This is a genomic window from Asanoa sp. NPDC050611 (assembly GCF_040654855.1).
GTDB lineage: Bacteria > Actinomycetota > Actinomycetes > Mycobacteriales > Micromonosporaceae > Asanoa.
Window position 1 is genome coordinate 13,432 of sequence record NZ_JBFAIU010000050.1, and the last position, 19,172, is coordinate 32,603.

Here is a 19,172-nt window from a genome sequence, read left to right on the forward strand (position 1 = left end):
GCCGGCTCGGTCGGGTGTGACTCTGGGGAGCCATGGAACTCGGACTCGCACTGCCCACCGCCGGCCCGCAGACCTCGCCGGAGACGATCGTCAAGGTCGCCAAGGAAGCCGAACGGCTCGGCTACGCCGCCTTGTGGACGTTCGAACGCCTGCTCCGCCCACTGGAGAAGGTCGTGCTCTACACGGGCGGCGCACCGGCGATGGTGCCGGAGTTCTACGGCTCGACGTACGAGCCGCTGGAGACGCTGAGCCACGTCGCCGCCGTGACCGAGCGGATCAAGCTGGGCACCGCGGCCATGGTGGCGCCGTTCCACGTGCCCGTGATGCTCGCCCGCCGGCTCGCCACCCTCGACCGGTTCAGCGGCGGCCGGGTCATCGCCGGTCTGGGACAGGGCTGGCAGCACCACGAGTTCGCGACCGCGAACGTGTCGAGCAGCCGCAGGGGCCCCCGCACGGAGGAGTTCATCACGGCGATGAGGGCCGCGTGGGGCCCGGACCCGGTGGAGCACGAGGGCGAGTTCTACCGGATCACGCCGTCGCAGGTGAACCCCAAGCCGGTCCAGGCCCGCATCCCGGTGCTGCTGGCCTCGACGGCGCCGGCGGCGGTCAAGCGCGCCGGCCGGATCGCCGACGGCCTGCTCCCGCTCACCTCCTCGGCCGAGGAGCTGCGCGGCGTCGTGGCCGCGTTCCACGCCGCCGCCCGGGCGGCGGGCCGCGACCCGAGCGACCTCATGGTGGTCAACCAGGCTCCCTGGCCGACCCCCGTCACCCGCGAGCCGATCGGGACGGGCCGCCCGTTCCTCGGGGGATCGCCCCGGCAGGTCGCCGAGGACCTCATGGCCGCCCGCGAGATCGGCGTGACCCAGGTGTACCTCGCCGGCGGCCAGGGCCTCGGGCTCGACGTGGGCATGCAGGCCGCCGACGTGGACGGCTGGCTCGGGTTGCTCGGTGAGGTGATCGAGGCGGCCGACCGCCTGGGCGTCCGCGCGCCGTAAGGATGACCGCCCCGGTCGGCGATCGTCAGCCCACGACTTCGCGCGGTGGTGGCGTGATCGGGGTGGGTGGACGCGTGGTCGCGGTCGGCTTCGGGGGCTTGGTCGGCTCGGGCCGGCGGGTGGGCGTCGCCGACGGGGTCGGCTTCGGCGCATCGGTCGGCTCCGGGTCGCGGGTCGGCGGCGTCGCCGGCGTCTCCGCGCTGGGCTTCGCCGACGGGGTCTCCCGCGGGAACCGGGGCTCCGCGAACCGGTAGTCGTCCGGGTCGAGTTCCATCGCCTTGGTGGCCTGGGTCATGAACTGCTGCCAGATCGGTCCCGGATGGCTCGCGCCGAACACGTCGTAGCTGCCGTCCTTGGTGCGCAACGGCTTGCCGTCGGTGGTGCCCAGCCACACGGCCGCAGCGATCGCACCGGTGTAGCCGACCATCCAGGCGTGCAGGTTCTGGGTGGTGCTCTTGCCGGCCTGCCAGGTCCCGGTCTTGCCCGCCGCGTCCCAGTCCGGCACCTTCGCGGCGGTCACCCGCCGGAGCGTCCAGTTCAGCTCGTTGGCCTGCTCCTCGTCGAGCCCCACGTCCGTCTGCCGCAGCTGTTCCTGATAGATCTCGTCGTCCCCTTTGGACACCGAGCGGACGAAGTGCGCCTCCGCGCGCTTGCCGCCGGCCGCGAACGTGGCCATGCCGTTGGCGTGGTCCTGCACCGTGATGCCGTACTGGCCGATGCCGACCTCGGTGGAGAAGCGGGACGCGGCCTCCTCCCCCGACGTCTCGCGCAGGTCGACCCGGACGGCTTCGGGCTTGTTCGGCTCGTTGGCCCACATCGACTCGACACCGGCCTTGCGGGCCATGTCGATGACCGCCGGGACGCCGAGCTGCTCGGTGAGCCCGAAGTAGGTCGTGTTCAGCGAGGCGACTGTCGCCTCCCAGAGCGTGCAGTCCGGCTGGCAGTCCGCGCTGCCGGAGTTGCGGATCGGCCCGGCCGCGCTCGCGCGGGTGCGGCCGCTCGCCGGGAACTCCTTGGTCGCCGGCGAGTCGAACCGCTGCTTCGGCGAGATGTCCCGCCGCAGCGCCTCGGCGAGGTCGTACACCTTGAACGACGAGCCCGGCGGGTGCTGGCCGAACCCGGTCGCGTTGCCCTCGTCGTCGAGGTACCACCCCGCGTAGTCCGCGCCGGAGCCCTCGTTGCCGCCGTAGTACGCGAGGACCCGGCCGCTCCCGGGCTCCACCGCCACCAGCGCCGACTGCCAGTTCTTCGGCTGTCCACGCACCGCCTCCGGCGCCTTGTCGCCGTGGATGTTCGCGGCCGCCACGGCCGCGTCCTGCGCCCGCTTGTCGACCGTCGTCACGATCCGGAAGCCGCCGTTGCGGACGTAGTCGAACGGCCGGTCCCGGAACGGCTCCGTGCCCCGCAGCTCGCTCAGCACATGGTTGACGACCAGCCCGGTGGGCCCGTCGAGGCCGGACTGGCCGGCCCGGGAATCGTAGTCACGGACCGTGTCGGGGTACGCGAGGTCCGCCGCCTCCGCCGCGGTGAGATAGCCGAGCCCGACCATGCCGTCACGGATGTATCGCCACCGCTCGATCGAGTTCTGGCGGGCCTTGTCGTTGCGCTTCGGGTCGTAGCCCGGCTGCCCCTCGGGGTCGTCCGGGTTCGCCTCCGGCTGCTTGACCATCGCGGCCAGCACCGCGGCCTCCGCGAGCGTCAGCTGCTCCCCGCGAGGGGCGTCCTTGCGGGCCGTCTTGCCGAAGAACGTCTGCGCCGCCGCCTCGATACCGTACGCACCTCGGCCGAACGGCACGGTGTTGAGATAGAAGCCGAGGATCTCCTCCTTGCTGTGCTTGTCGGCCAGCTTCCAGGCCATGACGGCTTCGCGCAGCTTGCGGGAGTACGTCACCCCCTGCAGGTCGGCGGCGATCCGCGCGTACTGCTGGGTGATCGTCGAGGCGCCCTGCCGGTCACCGCCCGTGACGTTGTTCCACGCGGCGCGCAGCACACCGCGGAAGTCGATGCCCTCGTTCGTCCAGAACGTGCGGTCCTCGGCCGACACGATGGCCTGCTTGACCGCGTCGTTCATCTGCTCGTACGCCAGGATCGTGCGGTTCTCGGTGCCCAGCTTCGCCATCGGCGTCTTCCCGTCGGCGTAGAAGAGCGTCGTCGACTCGGGCAGCACCAGCTCGTCGGGCGGCGGCACGGTGTCGACGTAGTACGTGCCGATCGCCGCGCCGGCGCCGCACATGACCAACAGCACCGCGAGGCCCCCGACCAGCCACTTCCGGCGGCGCGACCACTTGCGCGGGGCGGCGGCCGGGCGCCGGGCGGAGGCGTCGGCCGGCGCGGCCCGGCCCGGGGAGTCGGCCGCGGGCGCGCCGCTCGGAGTCTGGGACATCGCCGATCGATACCCGCTCACGGTCTTCCACAATCACGAACGTGGCTCGCGACGGGCTGCGCGGCGTCGCGACCCGCGGCCCTGCTACGGTGCGGCTACGACCGATGACGGTCAGTGCCACGCCATCGTGCTCGTAAGAGACCCGGAACACGTAGCCGTCCGCACGAGGATGGCCTGCGCATCGAAGCCGGAGCCGAGGTCCATGTCGCCGGTACGGAACGTCGCCGCGTATAGCCGGGGCGCGTCGGCGGGATCGCCGATCAGGAACAGCAGGAAGGCCGTCAGGTAGATCTGCTCGAACTCGTCGTCGACGCCCGGGTCCGGACCTTCGCGCCAGGCCCGTTCGCGGTCGAAGACCTCGCGGAGCATCGCATGGTGCGGGCGGGGATCGTCGACGTCGACGGACCGAACCGCCTCCCGACGCGCCGCCGGACTCGACAGGTCAGCCAGGGCCATTCGGTCCTCGGTAGGTGTCCGACCCGTCGGCCGCGTCGGCGAACTTACAAATCGTCGCGTGCCAGGCGGTTGCGCAGCCGAGCCACCTTGAACATGCCGGGCTGTAGGCAGTACGGACAGGGACACGGCCGTCGACCGTGCGCGTCCGGCATGTGCCGCCAGCCGACGCCCTGCGGAACAGAGCGGATCCGGCGCACCTCGCTGGCCCTGATGGCCCGGGGCACGAAGACCTCGTAGCCGCGCGGATCGTCGACCTCGCGGACCCGCGCGACGGCCTGCGCGGCGACGACGTCGTCGGGGGCGACGTTGTAGCGCCCGACCGTCACCGGCTCGTCGTCCGGCAGCCTCAGATGGATCGCGACCAGCACTCCCGGCTTCCACCGACGCAGCTCGCGCACCCACTGGTAGGTGAGCGTGAACGACGGCACCACCGGCATGCAGTACACGCCACGCCGGCCGGCCCAGCCCTGGCTACGCGCGGCGATGCCCGAACGCCGGATCCGCCCGGCCGACCCCGCCGTGGTGATGTGTACGAACTCCGCCATCGCCGCGGATCGTAGCCGGGTCGCGCGCGCACCGGTTTGTCCGACCGGTGGGCCGGCGACGATACTCGCCGCCGTGGAGACTGAATGGGCGCACGTGGGTCGGCTCTGGACCAACGGCGACCCGTTCCTCGCGATTGATTCCGAGCTTCGTCATCTGTGGCGTGGCTTCAGCGACGACGCCTACTTCGACCAGATCGTCGAGCTGCCGCTGGACACGCAACACGTCACGCTCGGCGATGCGGTAGCCGCCGTGGTCGGTGCCGACGGGGTCGTGCGTGACGACAGCTGGGTGGAGGTCTTCGAGGCCGCCGACGGCACGATCGCCGTCGTCCAGGCGGCGGGCGACGACTATCGGCGTGCCTTGGACGACGCGTTGCGCTACCCCGACGCCGGCGACGACGTCGGAGCGCTGATCGCCGTCCCGAGCGGTCAGCTCGCGATCTTCAGCGCGGCCTGCGACGGCGCCGGCGAACACTCGATGGCGCTGGAGCCGGCCCGGCGCGGGAATCCGCCCGCTGAGCACGGGCCTCCGTCCCGGGAAGCTGACCCCGGGCTGGTCCTCACGACCGGCGTCGCGAGCTACCGGCTCAAGATCCGGTGGTACACCGAGATTGACGACTCGAGCTGTTTCGCCCGCTGGCTCCTCCTACCCGAGCCGCCGGCCTAGCCACGGGCCGTCGATCCGGGTGAGTACCGGTACCCATGCCTGTCGCCCGGCGCGCTCGGAACCGGCCGTGCTCCCGGCGGTCGCGCTGGTCGCGAGGGGTCGCTTGGTCGTCCATCCCGACGACCGGCCACCAGCCGCGGGCAACGACCACCGGCGTGCGCTCCGCCAACGCTGACCCCGGCCCCAAGCCCGTCGGACGGCGACGCCCGGCAACCGCGCGACCGCCGCTTGGCCGCCCATCGCGACGACCCGTCACAGGCGACGTACAACGACCACTGACGACGCGGCCCGGCAGGGCCAGGCCGGCGCGCAGCCCGTCCGGCGACGCCGGCGGATTAGTCGCGGGCCGTCGCTCGGTCGCCGCCCATCGCGATGATGGCCTCCGGGTCGAGGTCGTCCCGATACGGCGTCGGCGAGTCCGCGACCGCGAACTGCGTCCGGTAGAGCTCCGCGTAAAGCCCGTCTGCCGCGACCAGGTCCTCGTGCCGGCCGCGTTCCACGATGCGGCCGTGGTCGAGGACCAGGATTTCGTCCGCTTCGCGGACCGTTGACAGGCGGTGGGCGATGACCAGCGCCGTGCGGCCCGTCAGGGCTGTGGACAGGGCGCGTTGGACCGCGGCCTCCGACTCCGAGTCGAGGTGGGCCGTGGCCTCGTCGAGGATGACCACCGACGGGGCCTTCAGCAGCAGGCGGGCGATGGCGATCCGCTGTTTCTCGCCGCCCGAGAAGCGGTAGCCGCGCTCCCCGACCATCGTGTCCAGGCCGTCGGGCAGCTCGCGGACCAGGTCCGCGATCTGGGCGCCCGCCAGGGCCGACCAGATCTCGTCGTCGGTCGCGTCCGGTTTCGCGTAGCGCAGGTTCTCCGCGATGGTCTCGTGGAACAGGTGCGCGTCCTGGGTGACCACGCCGATCGTGTCGCGCAGCGAGTCGAGGGTCGCGTCGCGGACGTCGACGCCGCCGACCAGGACCGCGCCGCCCGTGACGTCGTAGACCCGCGAGACCAGCATCGACGTCGTCGACTTGCCCGCGCCGGACGGGCCGACCAGGGCGACCATCCGGCCCGGCTCGACCGCGAACGAGATGCCGTGCAGGACCGGCTCCGAGACCGTGCGGTCGAGCGTCGCCACGTCTTCCAGCGACGCCAGGGACACCTCCGCCGCCGACGGGTAGCGGAAGGTCACGTCGCGGAACTCGACCGAGCCCGCTCCCCGCGGGATGGCGGTCGCGGTGGGCTTCTCCGTGATGGCCGGTGTCAGGTCGAGCACCTCGAAGACCCGGTCGAACGAGACCAGCGCGCCCATCACGTCGACCCGGACGTTGGACAGCGCCGTCAGCGGGCCGTAGAGCCGCGTCAGCAGCAGCGCCAGCGTCACCACCGTGCCCGCGCTGACCGCGCCCGTCACCGCCAGGTAGCCGCCCAGCCCGTAGGTCAGCGCCTGGGCCAGCGACGCGACCAGCAGCATCGCGACGAAGAACGTCCGGGAGAACATCGCCTGCTGGATGCCGATGTCGCGGACCCGCTCGGCCCGCTCGCCGAACCGGCGCGCCTCGAGCTCGGGCTTGCCGAACAGCTTGACCAGCATCGCGCCGGCCACGCCGAAGCGCTCGGTCATCGTGGCGTTCATCTTGGCGTCGAGGTTGTATGACTCCTTCGTGATCGCCGCCAGCTTCCGCCCGACCCGGCGGGCCGGGATGATGAACAGCGGAAGCAGCGCGAGCGACAGCAGGGTGATCTGCCAGGAGAGGGTGAACATCACGACCGCGGTGAGCACCAGCTGGATCGTGTTGCTGACCACGCCGGAGAGCGTGGAGGTGAACGCGCGCTGCGCGCCGATCACGTCGTTGTTGAGGCGGCTGACCAGCGCACCCGTCTGGGTGCGGGTGAAGAACGCCAGGGGCATCCGTTGGACGTGGTCGTAGACCTGGGTGCGCAGGTTGAGGATGATGCCCTCGCCGATGCGCGCCGAGTACCACCGTTGGGCGAGCGAGAGCAGCGCGTCGACGACCGCCAGGGCGGCGATCAGGATCGCGATGCGGACCACCTCGGCCGCCGCACCGGAGCCGCCACCGGTGATCGTGTTGACCACCCGGCCCGCCAGGATCGGGGTCGCGACCCCGATGCCGGCGCTGATCACGACGGTGACCAGGAACACCGACACGTCAAGACGGTAGGGTCGGGCGAACCGCATGATCCGCCGCCACGTGCCCCGGGCCAGCTTGTGCGACCTGATCGACTCACGGTCGCGCTCGGCGCGAAGCATCGTCCAGGCGTTCATCCCTCCCGGAGAAGTCACCCCGCACCTCCATGCTGCCGTTCGACGGGGTCAGTCTCCCCGACGGGTACGACAACATTGGGGGTAATCGAGATCTTCCCGAAGGCTCCTTACTCCCCCAGCCCGGCCAGCTCCCGCAACCGGCGCACCTGGGCTTCGCGTTCAGCGGACAGCTGCGCGGGCCACGACCGCGAAGCGGCGCCGGACAGCAGGGCCTTCATCTCCACCACCGCGTCCCGCGGCGCGGCCAGGATCGCCGAGACCAGGTCCGCGACGGCCGAATCAAGATCATCACGGGGTACGACCACGGTCGCCAACCCCAACCGCAGCGCCTCGTCGGCCGACACCCGCCGCGCGGTCAGGCACAGTTCCAGCGCCCGGGCGTACCCGACCAGCTCGACGAGCCGCTTCGTGCCGCCCAGGTCGGGCACCAACCCGAGGGTTATCTCGGCCATCGTCAGCCGGGCGTCGTCGGCCAGCACCCGCAGGTCGCAGGCGAGGGCGAGCTGGAAGCCGGCGCCGATCGCGTGCCCCTGCACCACGGCCACCGAGACGATGTCGGGCCGGTGCAGCCAGGTGAAGCCCTCCTGGGCTGGCCGGATGCGCTCGACGGCGGCCTCGGGCGGCAGGGCGGTGATCTCCGCGAGGAACGAGGGGCCACCGCCGGAGACGTCCAGACCGGAGGAGAACGCCCGGCCTTCGCCGCGCACGACGACCACGCGGACGTCGCCGGGCAGGTCGCGACCGATGTCGCGCAGTGCGAACCACATCTCGGGGGTCTGCGCGTTGAGCACGTCGGGCCGGCGCAACGTCACGGTCGCCACCGGCCCGGCGCGGTCGAGCTCTACTCCGCTGGTGGTCATCGCGGGAGATGACCCACGAGCGGCGGAAAACCGGGAGGGATGGGGGTCAGGCCTTCTTGCGGCGGCGGGCTCCGCCCCGCTGGCGAAGCTGGACGCCGGACTCCGTGAGCACCCGGTGGACGAAACCGTAGGACCGGCCGGTCGAGGCCGCGAGGGCGCGGATGCTCTCACCGGAGGTGTACCGCTTGACCAGGTCCTTGGCCAGCGTCTGCCGCTCGGCCCCGACGATCCGGCGACCCTTCTCAGTGCTGGTGGCTGTGCCAGTGGCTGCCATGTTGATTCCTCACGTCCCAGACTGTGCGGTTTCATGCGGTCCCACCTATTAGACCGCCTCGGACGATCATGCGCTAGATATCAACTCTTCGCCAACCGACACGCACGGTACTGTCGGCAACCCGATACCGTGATGGCCCGTGACGCCTGAGGAGGCCCGAGCCGCCCATCGGGACGAGCGGACCGACCTCGTCGGCTGGCTCGTCCTGGCCGCGGTGGGAGCGCTTGCGACGTGGCTCGCGGTGCGCGGCGGAGCCCGGCTCGGCACCGCGGGCGCGCCTTTCCTCGGCTCGTACACGTTGACGATCTCCCTGGCCAGCGTGCTTGCGCCGACGGTCGCCGCAGGGGTGGTGGCGGCCGCCTACCGAGGTTGGTGGGAGCGCATGAAATGGCCGCTCGTGCTGCTTTCCGGGTGGCTCGTCGCCGTGGTCTGGACGGTCTCGCTGGCCCTCGCCCACGGCCGGGCCGGACTGACCGATCCATTGGCCATCCCCGATGCATACCTGTCCGACGCCACCCGAGTGGGTGACGATCCTCTTCACTATCTGCGGGCTTACACCACCGAAGGGGGTCTCCCGTCCGTGGTCGCCCGCGGGCATCCACCGGGGCCGATCCTTCTCCTCTGGGCGTTGATGCGCATCGGTGTCACGGACCGTATCGGGCTGGCGCTCCTGCTGACCGCGGTCGGCGCCGCCGTCGTGCCGCTGGTGCTCTTCGCGGTCCGGGGTGTCTGCGGCGACGTCGCGGCCCGCCGGTACCTGCCGGTGCTGGCCCTCGCGCCCTACGCGGTCTGGCTGGCCGGCGGGGTCGAGGGCATCGTCGCGGTGCTCGGCGCGGCGATGATCGCGGCGGGCGTCCACGCGTCCGACGAGCGCCGCACCGGCGTCCGCGCCGGCATCTGGGCCAGCGTGACCGGCCTGCTGCTGGGCGTCGCCGCGATGTTCGCGTACGGCGTCCCCTGGCTCGGTCTGGCCGCGGCGTTCCTCTACTTCGCCCGCCGGCGCGCGGCCCTCAACCTGTTCACCGGGCTCGGCGCCCTGATACCCCTCGTCGCCGCCGAGCGGCTCGGCTTCAACTGGGTCGACGGGCTGATGGACGCGAGACACGACTTCGCGGTACGCGTCGAGCCACACCGTTCGGTCCTCTGGTGGAGCGGGATCAGCCTGGTCGTGCTGCTGCTGGCGGCCGGGCCCGCCCTCTACGCGAGCATCCGCAAGTCCCGCAACACGCCCGGTTGGCCGTTTCTCGTGGCCGCCGGCATCGCGGTGCTGTTCACCCTCGTCACCGGCCTGGCCCGGGGTGGGGCCGAGACCAACTGGCTGCCCTATTTCCCCTGGCTGACGATGGCCGTCGTGGCGCCCCGGCGGCAGGCCGGCGAGACGGTACCCACCCCGCTGCTACTCGTCGCGGCCGGCGCCGCGACCGCCATCGTCATCAGGGCGATCCTGGTCTAGGCCAGCTCGACGAGCTCGAGCAGGTCGTCGCTCCAGGCGTCCTCGTCGCCGTCCGGCAGCAGGATCGCGCGGTCCGGCTTGAGCGCCTGCACCGCGCCCGGGTCGTGGGTGACCAGCACGATCGCGCCCGGGTAGCGCGCGATCGCGTCGAGCACCTGCTCACGGCTGATCGGGTCGAGGTTGTTGGTCGGCTCGTCGAGCAGCAGCACGTTGGCGCCCGAGCAGACCAGCGTGGCCAGCGCCAGCCGCGTCTTCTCGCCGCCGGAGAGCACGCCCGCGGGCTTGCTCACGTCGTCGCCGCTGAACAGGAACGCGCCGAGGATCTTGCGCAGGTCGCCGTCGGTCTGGTCGGCCGCGGCCGAGCGCATGTGGTCGAGCACGGTGCGGTCGACGTCGAGCGTCTCGTGCTCCTGCGCGTAGTAGCCCAGCCGCAGGCCGTGCCCCGCCACCACCTCGCCGGTGTCCGGCGTCAGGATCCCCGCCAGCATCCGCAGCAGGGTGGTCTTGCCGGCACCGTTGAGACCGAGGATCGCCACCCGGGAGCCACGGTCGACGGCCACGTCGACGTCGGTGAAGATCTCCAACGAGCCATACGACTTCGACAGACCGGAAGCGGTCAACGGGGTGCGCCCGCACGGCGCCGGCTGCGGGAAGCGCACCTTGGCCACGCGGTCGCCGACCCGCTCCTCGTCGAGCCCGGCGAGCAGCTTCTCGGCCCGCTTGGCCATGTTCTGCGCGGCGGTCGCCTTGGTCGCCTTGGCGCGCATCTTGTCGGCCTGCGCGAGCAGCGCCCCGGCCTTCTTCTCCGCGTTGGCGCGTTCCCGGCGGCGCCGCCGCTCGTCGGTCTCGCGCTGCTCGAGATAGGTCTTCCAACCCACGTTGTACGAGTCGACGACGGACCGGTTCGCGTCGAGGTACCAGACCTTGTTGACCACCGCGTCGAGCAGCGTGACGTCGTGGCTGATCACCACGAGCCCGCCCTTGTGCGCGGCCATGTAGCCACGCAGCCAGACGATCGAGTCGGCGTCGAGGTGGTTGGTCGGCTCGTCGAGGAGCAGGATGCCGGCGCCCTCCTCCCCCGCGTCGCGGAACAGGATGCGGGCCAGCTCGATCCGGCGGCGCTGACCGCCGGAGAGGGTGCCGATCGTCTGGGCGAGCACCCGGTCGGGCAGGCCGAGGTTGGCGCAGATGCGGGCGGCCTCCGCCTCGGCCGCGTACCCGCCGAGGGCGGCGAACCGCTCCTCGAGCGAGCCGTAGCGGCGTACCAGGGCGTCGGTCGGGTTCTCGGCGAGCTGGACCTCGACCTTGGCCATCTCGGCGAGCAGGGTGTCGAGGCCACGCGCGGACAGGACGCGGTCGCGGGCGGTGACCTCGAGGTCGCCGGTGCGCGGGTCCTGCGGCAGGTAGCCGACGACGCTGGTCCGCTCGACCGCGCCCGAGTACGGGTTGCCCTCGCCCGCGAGCACCTTCAGCGTGGTGGTCTTGCCGGCGCCGTTGCGGCCGACCAGGCCGATCCGGTCGCCGGGCTGCACCCGCAGGGTGGTGTCGGACAGCAGGATCCGCGCGCCGGCGCGGAGCTCCAGCCCGGTGGCAGTGATCATCTGAAACGCTCTCCCCGATTCGAAGCTGACTCTGGGCACACGAAAGCGCCGATCGGGCTAATCCCGTCGGCGCCGGGGCTGGTCAGTCTTCGCAGAGCAGCACGGCGTGAAGTGTACCGGCTCCCCCGGGCGAACCCCCACCGGATTAACGGTGAAGATCATCGGGTACATCCCGGCGCGTCCACACGCGTCGATTGGATGAGGCATGGAACTCAACGAGCGCGCCGACGTCGACACCAGCCAGATCGAGGACCGGCGGGGCGGCGGCGGAGGCGGTGGCGGGGGCGGCTTCCCGATCCCCCTGCCGACCAGCGGCGGAGGCGTCGTCGGCCTGATCGTCACGCTCCTCGCGGTGCTGGTCGGCGGCGGCTTCGGGGTGAACGCGATCACAGGCGGCGACGAGCCCGCCGACAACGGCGCGATCGAGCAGCGCTGTGACGCGGCCGACAAGCTGAAGCTGCTCGACTGCCGCAACACGCTCTATGTGAACTCGATCCAGTCGTGGTGGGAGAAGCGGCTGCCGCAGAGCTTCGGCGAGCAGTACAGCGAGGCGCCGACCGTGTTCTTCGACCAGGCGGTGCGGACGGGCTGCGGCTCGGCCGACTCGGGCGTGGGTCCCTTCTACTGCCCCGCGGACCACAAGGTCTACATCGACCTCACCTTCTACCAGGTGCTCGCCGACCAGCTCGGCGCGCGCGGGGAGTTCGCGCAGCCCTACGTCCTGGCACACGAGTACGGGCACCACGTGCAGTCGCTGATCGGCACCGAGGCCACGATGCGCCGGCAGCAGGAGCGCGACCCGGGCGACGCGAACGCATTGTCGGTGAAGCTGGAGCTGCAGGCCGACTGCTACGCCGGCGCGTGGGCCAAGAACGCGACGCAGACCGCGGACGCCGACGGCGACCCGATCTTCAAGTCGATCACCGATCAGGACATCAAGGACGGGCTCGACACCGCGGCCGCGATCGGCGACGACACGCTGCAGAAGCAGTCCGGGCAGGAGGTGAACCCGGACGCGTTCACGCACGGCACGTCGGCGCAGCGCCAGCAGTGGTTCCGCACGGGGTACGACAGCGGCGACCCGAAGGCGTGCGACACCTTCGGCACCAGCTAACCGGCGTCCAACGGGTTGCCGCAGACGCGCCAGGTGCCGCGGTCGTCCGTCACGCGCAGCTCGTACGGCGTGGTCGCGCCGGTCGGGTCGACCAGCTCGGCGCTCACGGTGGCGTCGTGTGACCCGGCCGGCACCACCGCGCCGATCGTGTAGCTGCTCACCGCGGACCGGCCGCCGATTCCGGCCACGAAGTCCTCGCGCTCGACCCGGCCGCGGGTCTCGTTGCAGAGCTGGTCGTACGCGCCGCCGATGTTGCCCGCGGCGAGCCGCGTGAGGAAGACGTCCGCGGCCAGCCGGGCGCCCTGCTCGGGCCCGCGGTGCCCGCCGAGCGTGAAGAAGCCGCCGACCACCAGGCCCGCCACGACCAGGGTGCCGCCCATGATCCCCGCCCGCTTGAGCGGCCGGCGCAGCGCCTCGTCGAGAGCCATGGCGGGAGGGTACCCCCTAGGACTCCGGGTCGCGCACCAGGATCGATACCGCGCGGGCGGCGGCGACCGCGTCGACGAGCACGGCGTGCCGGGGGTCGGGCACGTCGAGCAGGCGGTCGGTGCGCAGCGCCCGCAGCGCGGCGAGCCGCGGGTCGGCGAGCACGCTGTCGACCGTGCGCCGGTCCCCGCCGCAGACCAGGGCGGCGAGGCTGCCGGCGGCGGGCAGCAGGACCCGCGCCGCCTGTTCGGCGGCGTCGCGCGCGGCGGCCTTCGCCTGGTTGTCGCGCCGGCGGGCGAACCGCTGCTGCGACCAGCCACCGGCCGCGGTGCGGCTCTGCACGTACGAGCTGTCCACCTTGGACGTCACCAGCCGGTCACCGTCGGCCACGCCGACCGCCACCGCGGCCTTGCGGGCCAGCAGCAGGCCGATCCGCCGGGGCGTCCGGGCGACGTCGACGAACTCGGCCAGGTCGACGGCGAGCGGCGCACCGGGCGGCGGGTGCAGGGCGGCGGTGGCGCCGTCGAAGGCCGCGAGCACCAGCGCGTCGTCGGTCGGGCGCTGCGCGTACGAGCCGTGCCGCTCCCGGAACCCGTCAACCCAGCGGGTCAGGCGGTCCGGGTCGACGTCGACCCAGCGCCCGCCGCCCGCGGCCGGCCGGCTGGTGGTCATTCCCGCGACGGTACGGCACGCCACAATGGCCGGGTGACCGAGCCGGTGCTGGACCGCCTGACCGCGCTGTTCGAGGCCGACCGCGACCCGTCGCGGGCCGCGGCGATGCGCGCGTACATGCGGGATCAGTTCGATTTCCTGGGGATCATGTCGCCGCGGCAGCGGGAGCTGGCCCGGCGGGCGGTCGCGGGCACGGCCCGGCCCACCGAGGCCGCGCTGCTGGCGCTGGCCGACGCGTGTTGGGCCCGCCCGGAGCGGGAGTACCAGTACTTCGCCTGCGACCAGCTGCGCCGGCACGCCCGCGTGCTGTCACCGGACGCGCTGCCGGTGGTGCGCCGGCTGATCACGACGAAGCCCTGGTGGGACACGGTCGACGTGCTGGCGGCGCGGGTGGTCGGCCCGATGGTGACCCGCGACCGCGTGCTGGTCGCCGCGATGGACGACTGGATCGACGACGACGCCCTCTGGGTGGTCCGCACGGCGCTGTTGCACCAGCTGTTCTACAAGCGGGACACCGACGCGGACCGGCTGTTCCGCTACTGCACGCGGCAGGCCGGGCACACCGACTTCTTCATCCGCAAGGCGATCGGCTGGGCGCTGCGGGAGTACGCGAAGACCGATCCGGACGCGGTCCGCTCCTACGTGGCCGCGACGAGCCTGTCGGGCCTGTCCCGCCGCGAGGCGCTCAAGAACCTCTAGTCCTCGGGCAGGAACTTGTCGGACCAGTTGGCGATCTCGTTGAGCGCCGGCGCGAGCCCGTAGCCCGCCTCGGTCAGCTCGTAGGTCACCGAGATCGGCGGGCCCGGCTCGACCCGGCGGGTCGCCAGCCCCAGCTCGCAGAGTTCGGACAATCGGTCGGAAAGCACCGAGTCGCTCACGCCGCCGACCGTGCGAGACAGCTCGCGGAAACCGCTCGGGCCGCTCATCAGCGTGCCGATCACGAGCCCGGACCACCGCTTGCCGAGCACGCTGAACGCCCGGACGAGGGCAAGGTCGCCGCGTGCGCAGCGCTCGCCCACCTCGTCGGTGTGACGTTCCGGACTCTCGGCCACCACGCCATGCTATCTCGTTCGAGGTCGCTAGTATTTCCGAAGCAGCTAGCGTGGATAGGGTCGCTAGCCTTTTAACGGAGGTAACACTGGTGACGAACACCGAGGTCAAGCGACCTTCCGTCGTCGTGCTCGGCGGCGGTTACGGCGGGCTGAAGACCGCCAAGGCGCTGGACGACGTCGCCGACGTCACGCTCGTCGACCCGTCCGACGCGTTCCTGCACAACGTCGCCGCCTGGCGCGCGCTGGTCGAGCCGTCCTGGATCGACAAGATCTTCATGCCGCTGAACCGGCTCCTGCACAACGGCCGCTTCGTGCGCGACCGGGCCGTCGCCGTCGAGGGCCACAAGGTCACGCTGGCGTCCGGCGCCGAGCTCGAGCCCGACTACCTGGTGCTGGCCACCGGATCGGCGTACCCGTTCCCCGCGAAGTCCGCCGAGGCCGACCAGGGCCGGGCGAAGGAGGCGCTGCTGGGCGCGCACGCCGCGCTGGAGGGTTCGCGGCGCGTGCTGATCGTCGGCGCCGGACCGGCCGGGCTGGAGCTGGCCGGCGAGATCAAGCACTTCATGCCCGCGAAGGAGGTCACGGTCGTCGACGTCAACCCGGACATCCTGCAGGGCCCGTTCGACCAGGAGCTGCGCGAGGAGCTGAAGCGCCAGCTCGACAAGATCGGCGTGAAGCTGGTGCTCGGCAGCCCGCTGCGGTCCCTGCCGGCCGCGACGCCGGGCGCCGAGGCCGCCGTCGAGGTGACCACCGAGGCCGGGGAGACGATCACGGCCGACATCTGGTTCCGCGCGTTCGGCGTGCGCCCGGCGACCGACTACGTGCGCGGCGCGCTCGCCGACGCCCGGGACGCCCGCGGCTACCTGACGGTCGACGAGCGGCTCCAGGTGAAGGGCGGCGACGGGGTGTACGCGCTCGGCGACATCACGACCGCCGACCGCGACACCGCCGGCGCCGCGGGCCGGCAGTCCGAGGTGGTCGCGGCCAACATCCGCGCGCAGATCACCGGCGAGGGCGAGCCGCAGGCGTACGAGGCGGGTCCGGCCGTCATCCTCGTCCCGCTCGGCCCCGAGGGCGGGGCCGGCCAGTTCCCGGACGGGGTGACCGGCCCCGAGGCCACGTCATCGATCAAGGGCCAGGCCATGCTCGTCGAGATGTACTCGGTGCACTTCGACGCGCCCGAGCGCTAGCCGACCACCAACGCGATCGCCAGCACGACGATCAGCAGGCTGGACGCGAGGGCGGTGTAGAGCCGCCCTCGCGGCCCGGTCAGCAGCCGCCCGACCAGCGAGCCGCCGGACGCGATGAGCAGCTGCCAGCTCGCGGACGCGAGGAACGCGGCGACGACGAACAGCACCTCGCCGCCGGCGGTCAGCTCGTCGGAGGCCTGCCGCCCGAGCACCAGCGCCGCGAAGTAGACGATGGTCATCGGGTTGAGCAGGGTGAGGGCCAGGATGCCGGCGTACGCGCGGGCGGGCGTACCCAGTCCGTCGCGGGTCCTGGCGGCCCGGGCCGGATCGCGGTGATGCCGCACCGCGGAGGTCGCGGTGTGCACCGCCAACCCGAGCAGGACGACGACGGCGACCCAGCGCAGCGGGGTCGCGACGGGCTCGATGACCCCGGCGAGCGCGGCCCCGCCGAGAACGGCGACGGCGGCATAGAGCCCGTCGGCGGTGGCCACCCCGAGGGCGGCGGCGGCACCGACCTTGAAGGACGTGCGGGCGGCGAGCCCCATGATCAGAATCGCGATGGCCCCGACGGGCACGGCGACGCCGTAGCCAGCGACCAGGCCGGCGATGAACGCGTCGCTCATCGCGAACCGAGCGGGATCGCCGCCGACCCGGACCCACGCTGCTGTCGGCGACCGGCGAAGGCCGTCGCGACAGAGACCTGGGTGAGAGTCAGTGCGATCACCCGCACATCATCGGGCACGACCGCCGGCCGCCGCACCCCCATTTCCGCGCAACCGCCGCGGCCCGCGCTTGCTCTGCCGCCATCGGCGCATCACCCCGCGCGGCCAGACGATCACCGGTCCGCCGGGGGCTCGGAGCCGACCGCCGCTGCCGCGAGATCCGGGCAAAACGCTTCGACAAACGCTTGCTCTGCTGCCATCCACGCACCACCCGCGACGGGAGCGCCGGCGGGTGGTGCGTGCGGCGGCCTATTCGGGCCGGGCTGTGCGCGGCAGCAGGAAGCTCAGGGCGCAGGTCAGCACCAGCAGGCCGGCCACCGCGTAGAGGACCGACTCGATCGCACCCGTGATGCCCGACGCGGCGCGGTTGAAGAAGAGCGTGCCGAGCGCGGCCACCCCGAGCGCGCCCGCGAACTGCTGCGCCGCGTTGAGGGCGCCCGACGCCGAGCCGCTCTCCCGGGGCTCCACCCCCGCCAGGATGATGTCGAAGAACGGCGCCATCGCCAGGCCCATGCCGATGCCGAACGCGGCCAGCACCGGCGCGAGCCGCCACGGCGTCACCGTGGACGTGCCGTGGATCGTCGCCAGGAGTCCCAGGGCCGCCAGCGCCATCACGGCGACGCCCGCCTGCAGCACCAGGCGCCCGTGGCGGCGGGCCAGGCCGCCCGCCGCGGACAGTCCGAAGCCGACCACCACGCCGACGGCCTGCGGTACGCCGGTCAGGCCCGTCTTCAGTGGCGAGTAGCCCAGGCCGAGCTGCAGATACAGCGTGAGCACCAGGCTGAAGCCGAGCAGGCCGGCGAAGAACGCCGTGCCGGCCACCAGGCCGCCGGTGAACGCCCGCTTGCGGAACAGGGTCGGCACCACCAGCGGGTCGAACCCGCGCCGCTGCCGCCGGGCCTCCCACCAGCCGAAGACGCCGAACACCACCAGCGCCACGACCATCGAGGCGAACGTCCACGCCGGCCAGCCGAGCTCGCGGCCCTGCACGATCGGGTAGACCAGCAGGAACATCGCCGCCGAGACCAGGCCGACGCCGGCCACGTCCAGCCGTGGCGCGGACGCGTCGCGGGACCTGGGCATGAACCGCGCGCCCAGCACCAGGCCCAGCAGGCCGATCGGCAGGTTGATCAGGAAGATCATCCGCCAACCGAGCCCGAACAGGTCGGCGGAGACCAGCCAGCCCGCGAGGATCGGCCCGCCGACCGCGGACAGCCCCATCACCGGCCCGAACAGCCCGAACGCGGCGCCCACCTGGTGCGGCGGGAACATCTCCTTGATCAGGCCGAGGCCCTGCGGAAGCAGCACCGCGCCGAAGAGGCCCTGCAGCACGCGGGCCGTGACCAGCGTCCCCTCCCCCTGCGCCAGCGCGCACAGCAGCGACGCCGCGACGAAGCCGGCCGTGCCGACCAGGAACATCCGCCGGCGCCCGAACAGGTCGCCGAGGCGGCCGCCGGTGACGAGGCCAACCGCCATCGCCAGCGTGTAGCCCGCGGCGAGCCATTGGATCGTGCTCTCCGGGGCGCCCAGGTCGGCCCGGATGGTCGGCCCGGCGATGGTCGTGACCAGAGCGTCGAGGAGGTCCATGACCTCGGCGGTGAGGATCGCGAACAGGGCGACCCAGCGCCAGCGGTACGCGGGCGGGTCGGCGGTGGCGACGACGGGCGCGGTGGCGACGGACATGTCAGGCTCCCCCGGAGACGAACGGCGTTCGAAACACAACGAACATCGTTCTACGCTCGAACGCTGTTCGCGTCAAGTACGATGTTCGCCGTGACCGACGTCCTGCCGACACCGCCGTGGAAGAAAGCGAAACGCGCGCCCGCGCCGAGCCGCGAGCCGCTGACCGCCGACCGGATCGTCGACGCCGCCCTCAGGGTGCTCGACACCGAGGGCCTCGACGCGGTGAGCATGCGGCGGGTCGCGGAGGAGCTGCACACGGGCGCGGCGTCGCTCTACGCCCACGTGGCCAACAAGGAGGAGCTGCTCGACCTCGTCCGGGAGCGCGTGCTCAGCGAGATCCGGATCCCCGAGCCGGACCCGGCCCGCTGGCAGGACCAACTGCGCGAGCTGGCACACGAGATCCAGCGCGCGCACGCCAACCACCGCGACATCGCCCGGCTGAGCCTGGGCAACCTGCCCGTGGGCTACCACGCGCTGCGGCTGGGCGAGGGCATGCTCGCGATCATGCTGGCCGGCGGGGTGCCGCCCTACGTCGCGGCCCGGGCGGCCGACTCGCTGTCGCTCTACATCGCCGCCGACGCCTACGAGGGCGCGCTGATCGTCGCGCGCTACGGAGAGACGAACGAGGCGGCCGCGGTGTTCCGCGACCGCCTAGACGAGATCAAGGCCTACTACCAGTCGCTGCCGCGCGACCGGTTTCCGTCCCTGGCGACGTACGCCGAGGAACTGGTCCAGGCCGACAGCGCGGAGCGCTTCGCGTTCGGCCTGGACATGTTCATCCGGAGCCTGGAGACCTATGAGCG

At 72.2% G+C, this 19,172-nt stretch carries 19 protein-coding genes; 7 read left to right on the top strand and 12 right to left on the bottom strand.

Going from position 1 to position 19,172, the window contains the following annotated elements; all coding sequences use genetic code 11:
- Nucleotides 1-32 precede the first annotated feature (32 nt).
- Nucleotides 33-995, top strand: coding sequence for a TIGR03619 family F420-dependent LLM class oxidoreductase (locus tag AB0H87_RS10815; RefSeq protein ID WP_360142611.1), 963 nt, complete (start codon nucleotides 33-35; stop codon nucleotides 993-995).
- A 25-nt stretch (nucleotides 996-1,020) separates the two neighbouring features.
- On the opposite strand, the gene AB0H87_RS10820 is transcribed toward AB0H87_RS10815, so the two are convergent.
- The 3 genes from AB0H87_RS10820 to AB0H87_RS10830 all read right to left on the bottom strand — a co-directional run bounded on the left by AB0H87_RS10820 (nucleotide 1,021) and on the right by AB0H87_RS10830 (nucleotide 4,379).
- Nucleotides 1,021-3,378 carry a transglycosylase domain-containing protein gene (locus AB0H87_RS10820; protein ID WP_360142613.1) on the bottom strand — a complete coding sequence of 786 codons (2,358 nt, stop codon included), beginning with the start codon at nucleotides 3,376-3,378 and terminating at the stop codon, nucleotides 1,021-1,023.
- A 111-nt stretch (nucleotides 3,379-3,489) separates the two neighbouring features.
- Nucleotides 3,490-3,834 carry a hypothetical protein gene (locus AB0H87_RS10825; RefSeq protein ID WP_360142615.1) on the bottom strand — a complete coding sequence of 115 codons (345 nt, stop codon included), beginning with the start codon at nucleotides 3,832-3,834 and terminating at the stop codon, nucleotides 3,490-3,492.
- A 44-nt stretch (nucleotides 3,835-3,878) separates the two neighbouring features.
- A complete protein-coding gene (locus AB0H87_RS10830) occupies nucleotides 3,879-4,379 on the bottom strand; it encodes a hypothetical protein (RefSeq protein ID WP_360142617.1) in 501 nt (166 codons plus the stop codon).
- 73 nt (nucleotides 4,380-4,452) lie between these two features.
- Here AB0H87_RS10830 and AB0H87_RS10835 point away from each other — a divergent pair, with 73 nt between their 5' ends.
- Entirely contained in the window at nucleotides 4,453-5,046 is a 594-nt protein-coding gene (locus AB0H87_RS10835) for a hypothetical protein (RefSeq protein ID WP_360142619.1), read from the top strand.
- Between the two features lie 335 nt (nucleotides 5,047-5,381).
- On the opposite strand, the gene AB0H87_RS10840 is transcribed toward AB0H87_RS10835, so the two are convergent.
- The 3 genes from AB0H87_RS10840 to AB0H87_RS10850 form a co-directional block, all read right to left on the bottom strand.
- Nucleotides 5,382-7,322 carry an ABC transporter ATP-binding protein gene (locus AB0H87_RS10840; protein ID WP_360142646.1) on the bottom strand — a complete coding sequence of 647 codons (1,941 nt, stop codon included), beginning with the start codon at nucleotides 7,320-7,322 and terminating at the stop codon, nucleotides 5,382-5,384.
- Between the two features lie 107 nt (nucleotides 7,323-7,429).
- Nucleotides 7,430-8,182, bottom strand: coding sequence for an enoyl-CoA hydratase/isomerase family protein (locus tag AB0H87_RS10845; protein ID WP_360142621.1), 753 nt, complete (start codon nucleotides 8,180-8,182; stop codon nucleotides 7,430-7,432).
- Nucleotides 8,183-8,228: 46 nt separating this feature from the next.
- Nucleotides 8,229-8,456 (bottom strand): helix-turn-helix domain-containing protein, encoded by a 228-nt coding sequence (locus tag AB0H87_RS10850; RefSeq protein WP_085066491.1) that lies wholly within the window; start codon nucleotides 8,454-8,456, stop codon nucleotides 8,229-8,231.
- A gap of 139 nt (nucleotides 8,457-8,595) precedes the next feature.
- On the opposite strand from AB0H87_RS10850, the gene AB0H87_RS10855 reads away from it, so the two are divergent.
- The gene (locus AB0H87_RS10855; RefSeq protein WP_360142624.1) at nucleotides 8,596-9,909 is read left to right on the top strand and encodes a hypothetical protein; all 1,314 of its coding nucleotides are present in this window, start codon (nucleotides 8,596-8,598) and stop codon (nucleotides 9,907-9,909) included.
- Here AB0H87_RS10855 and AB0H87_RS10860 read toward each other — a convergent pair.
- Complete coding sequence (locus tag AB0H87_RS10860) at nucleotides 9,906-11,510, bottom strand: ABC-F family ATP-binding cassette domain-containing protein (RefSeq protein ID WP_360142626.1); 1,605 nt, start codon at nucleotides 11,508-11,510, stop codon at nucleotides 9,906-9,908. The genes AB0H87_RS10855 and AB0H87_RS10860 overlap by 4 nt on opposite strands.
- 205 nt (nucleotides 11,511-11,715) lie before the next feature.
- Between AB0H87_RS10860 and AB0H87_RS10865 the strand changes: the two genes are divergently transcribed.
- Nucleotides 11,716-12,624: a neutral zinc metallopeptidase gene (locus AB0H87_RS10865; protein WP_360142628.1), complete on the top strand. Its 909-nt coding sequence runs from the start codon at nucleotides 11,716-11,718 to the stop codon at nucleotides 12,622-12,624.
- On the opposite strand, the gene AB0H87_RS10870 is transcribed toward AB0H87_RS10865, so the two are convergent.
- Together AB0H87_RS10870 and AB0H87_RS10875 are read right to left on the bottom strand one after the other, a co-directional pair.
- A complete protein-coding gene (locus AB0H87_RS10870) occupies nucleotides 12,621-13,052 on the bottom strand; it encodes a hypothetical protein (protein WP_360142630.1) in 432 nt (143 codons plus the stop codon). The two genes, AB0H87_RS10865 and AB0H87_RS10870, sit on opposite strands and share 4 nt — an antisense overlap.
- A gap of 16 nt (nucleotides 13,053-13,068) precedes the next feature.
- Nucleotides 13,069-13,722 carry an acVLRF1 family peptidyl-tRNA hydrolase gene (locus AB0H87_RS10875; protein ID WP_360142632.1) on the bottom strand — a complete coding sequence of 218 codons (654 nt, stop codon included), beginning with the start codon at nucleotides 13,720-13,722 and terminating at the stop codon, nucleotides 13,069-13,071.
- Between the two features lie 33 nt (nucleotides 13,723-13,755).
- Here AB0H87_RS10875 and AB0H87_RS10880 point away from each other — a divergent pair, with 33 nt between their 5' ends.
- Nucleotides 13,756-14,421 carry a DNA alkylation repair protein gene (locus tag AB0H87_RS10880; protein ID WP_360142634.1) on the top strand — a complete coding sequence of 222 codons (666 nt, stop codon included), beginning with the start codon at nucleotides 13,756-13,758 and terminating at the stop codon, nucleotides 14,419-14,421.
- Here AB0H87_RS10880 and AB0H87_RS10885 read toward each other — a convergent pair.
- The gene (locus AB0H87_RS10885) at nucleotides 14,418-14,774 is read right to left on the bottom strand and encodes a helix-turn-helix domain-containing protein (RefSeq protein WP_360142636.1); all 357 of its coding nucleotides are present in this window, start codon (nucleotides 14,772-14,774) and stop codon (nucleotides 14,418-14,420) included. The genes AB0H87_RS10880 and AB0H87_RS10885 overlap by 4 nt on opposite strands.
- An 89-nt stretch (nucleotides 14,775-14,863) precedes the next feature.
- Here AB0H87_RS10885 and AB0H87_RS10890 point away from each other — a divergent pair, with 89 nt between their 5' ends.
- Nucleotides 14,864-15,964, top strand: coding sequence for an FAD-dependent oxidoreductase (locus AB0H87_RS10890; protein WP_360142638.1), 1,101 nt, complete (start codon nucleotides 14,864-14,866; stop codon nucleotides 15,962-15,964).
- Here the strand turns inward: AB0H87_RS10890 and AB0H87_RS10895 are convergent.
- Nucleotides 15,961-16,587, bottom strand: coding sequence for a LysE family transporter (locus tag AB0H87_RS10895; RefSeq protein ID WP_360142640.1), 627 nt, complete (start codon nucleotides 16,585-16,587; stop codon nucleotides 15,961-15,963). The genes AB0H87_RS10890 and AB0H87_RS10895 overlap by 4 nt on opposite strands.
- A 348-nt stretch (nucleotides 16,588-16,935) precedes the next feature.
- Nucleotides 16,936-18,369, bottom strand: coding sequence for an MFS transporter (locus AB0H87_RS10900; RefSeq protein ID WP_360142642.1), 1,434 nt, complete (start codon nucleotides 18,367-18,369; stop codon nucleotides 16,936-16,938).
- Between the two features lie 90 nt (nucleotides 18,370-18,459).
- Here AB0H87_RS10900 and AB0H87_RS10905 point away from each other — a divergent pair.
- Nucleotides 18,460-19,172: TetR/AcrR family transcriptional regulator C-terminal domain-containing protein (locus tag AB0H87_RS10905; RefSeq protein WP_360142644.1), on the top strand; the 713-nt coding region annotated here is incomplete at its 3' end.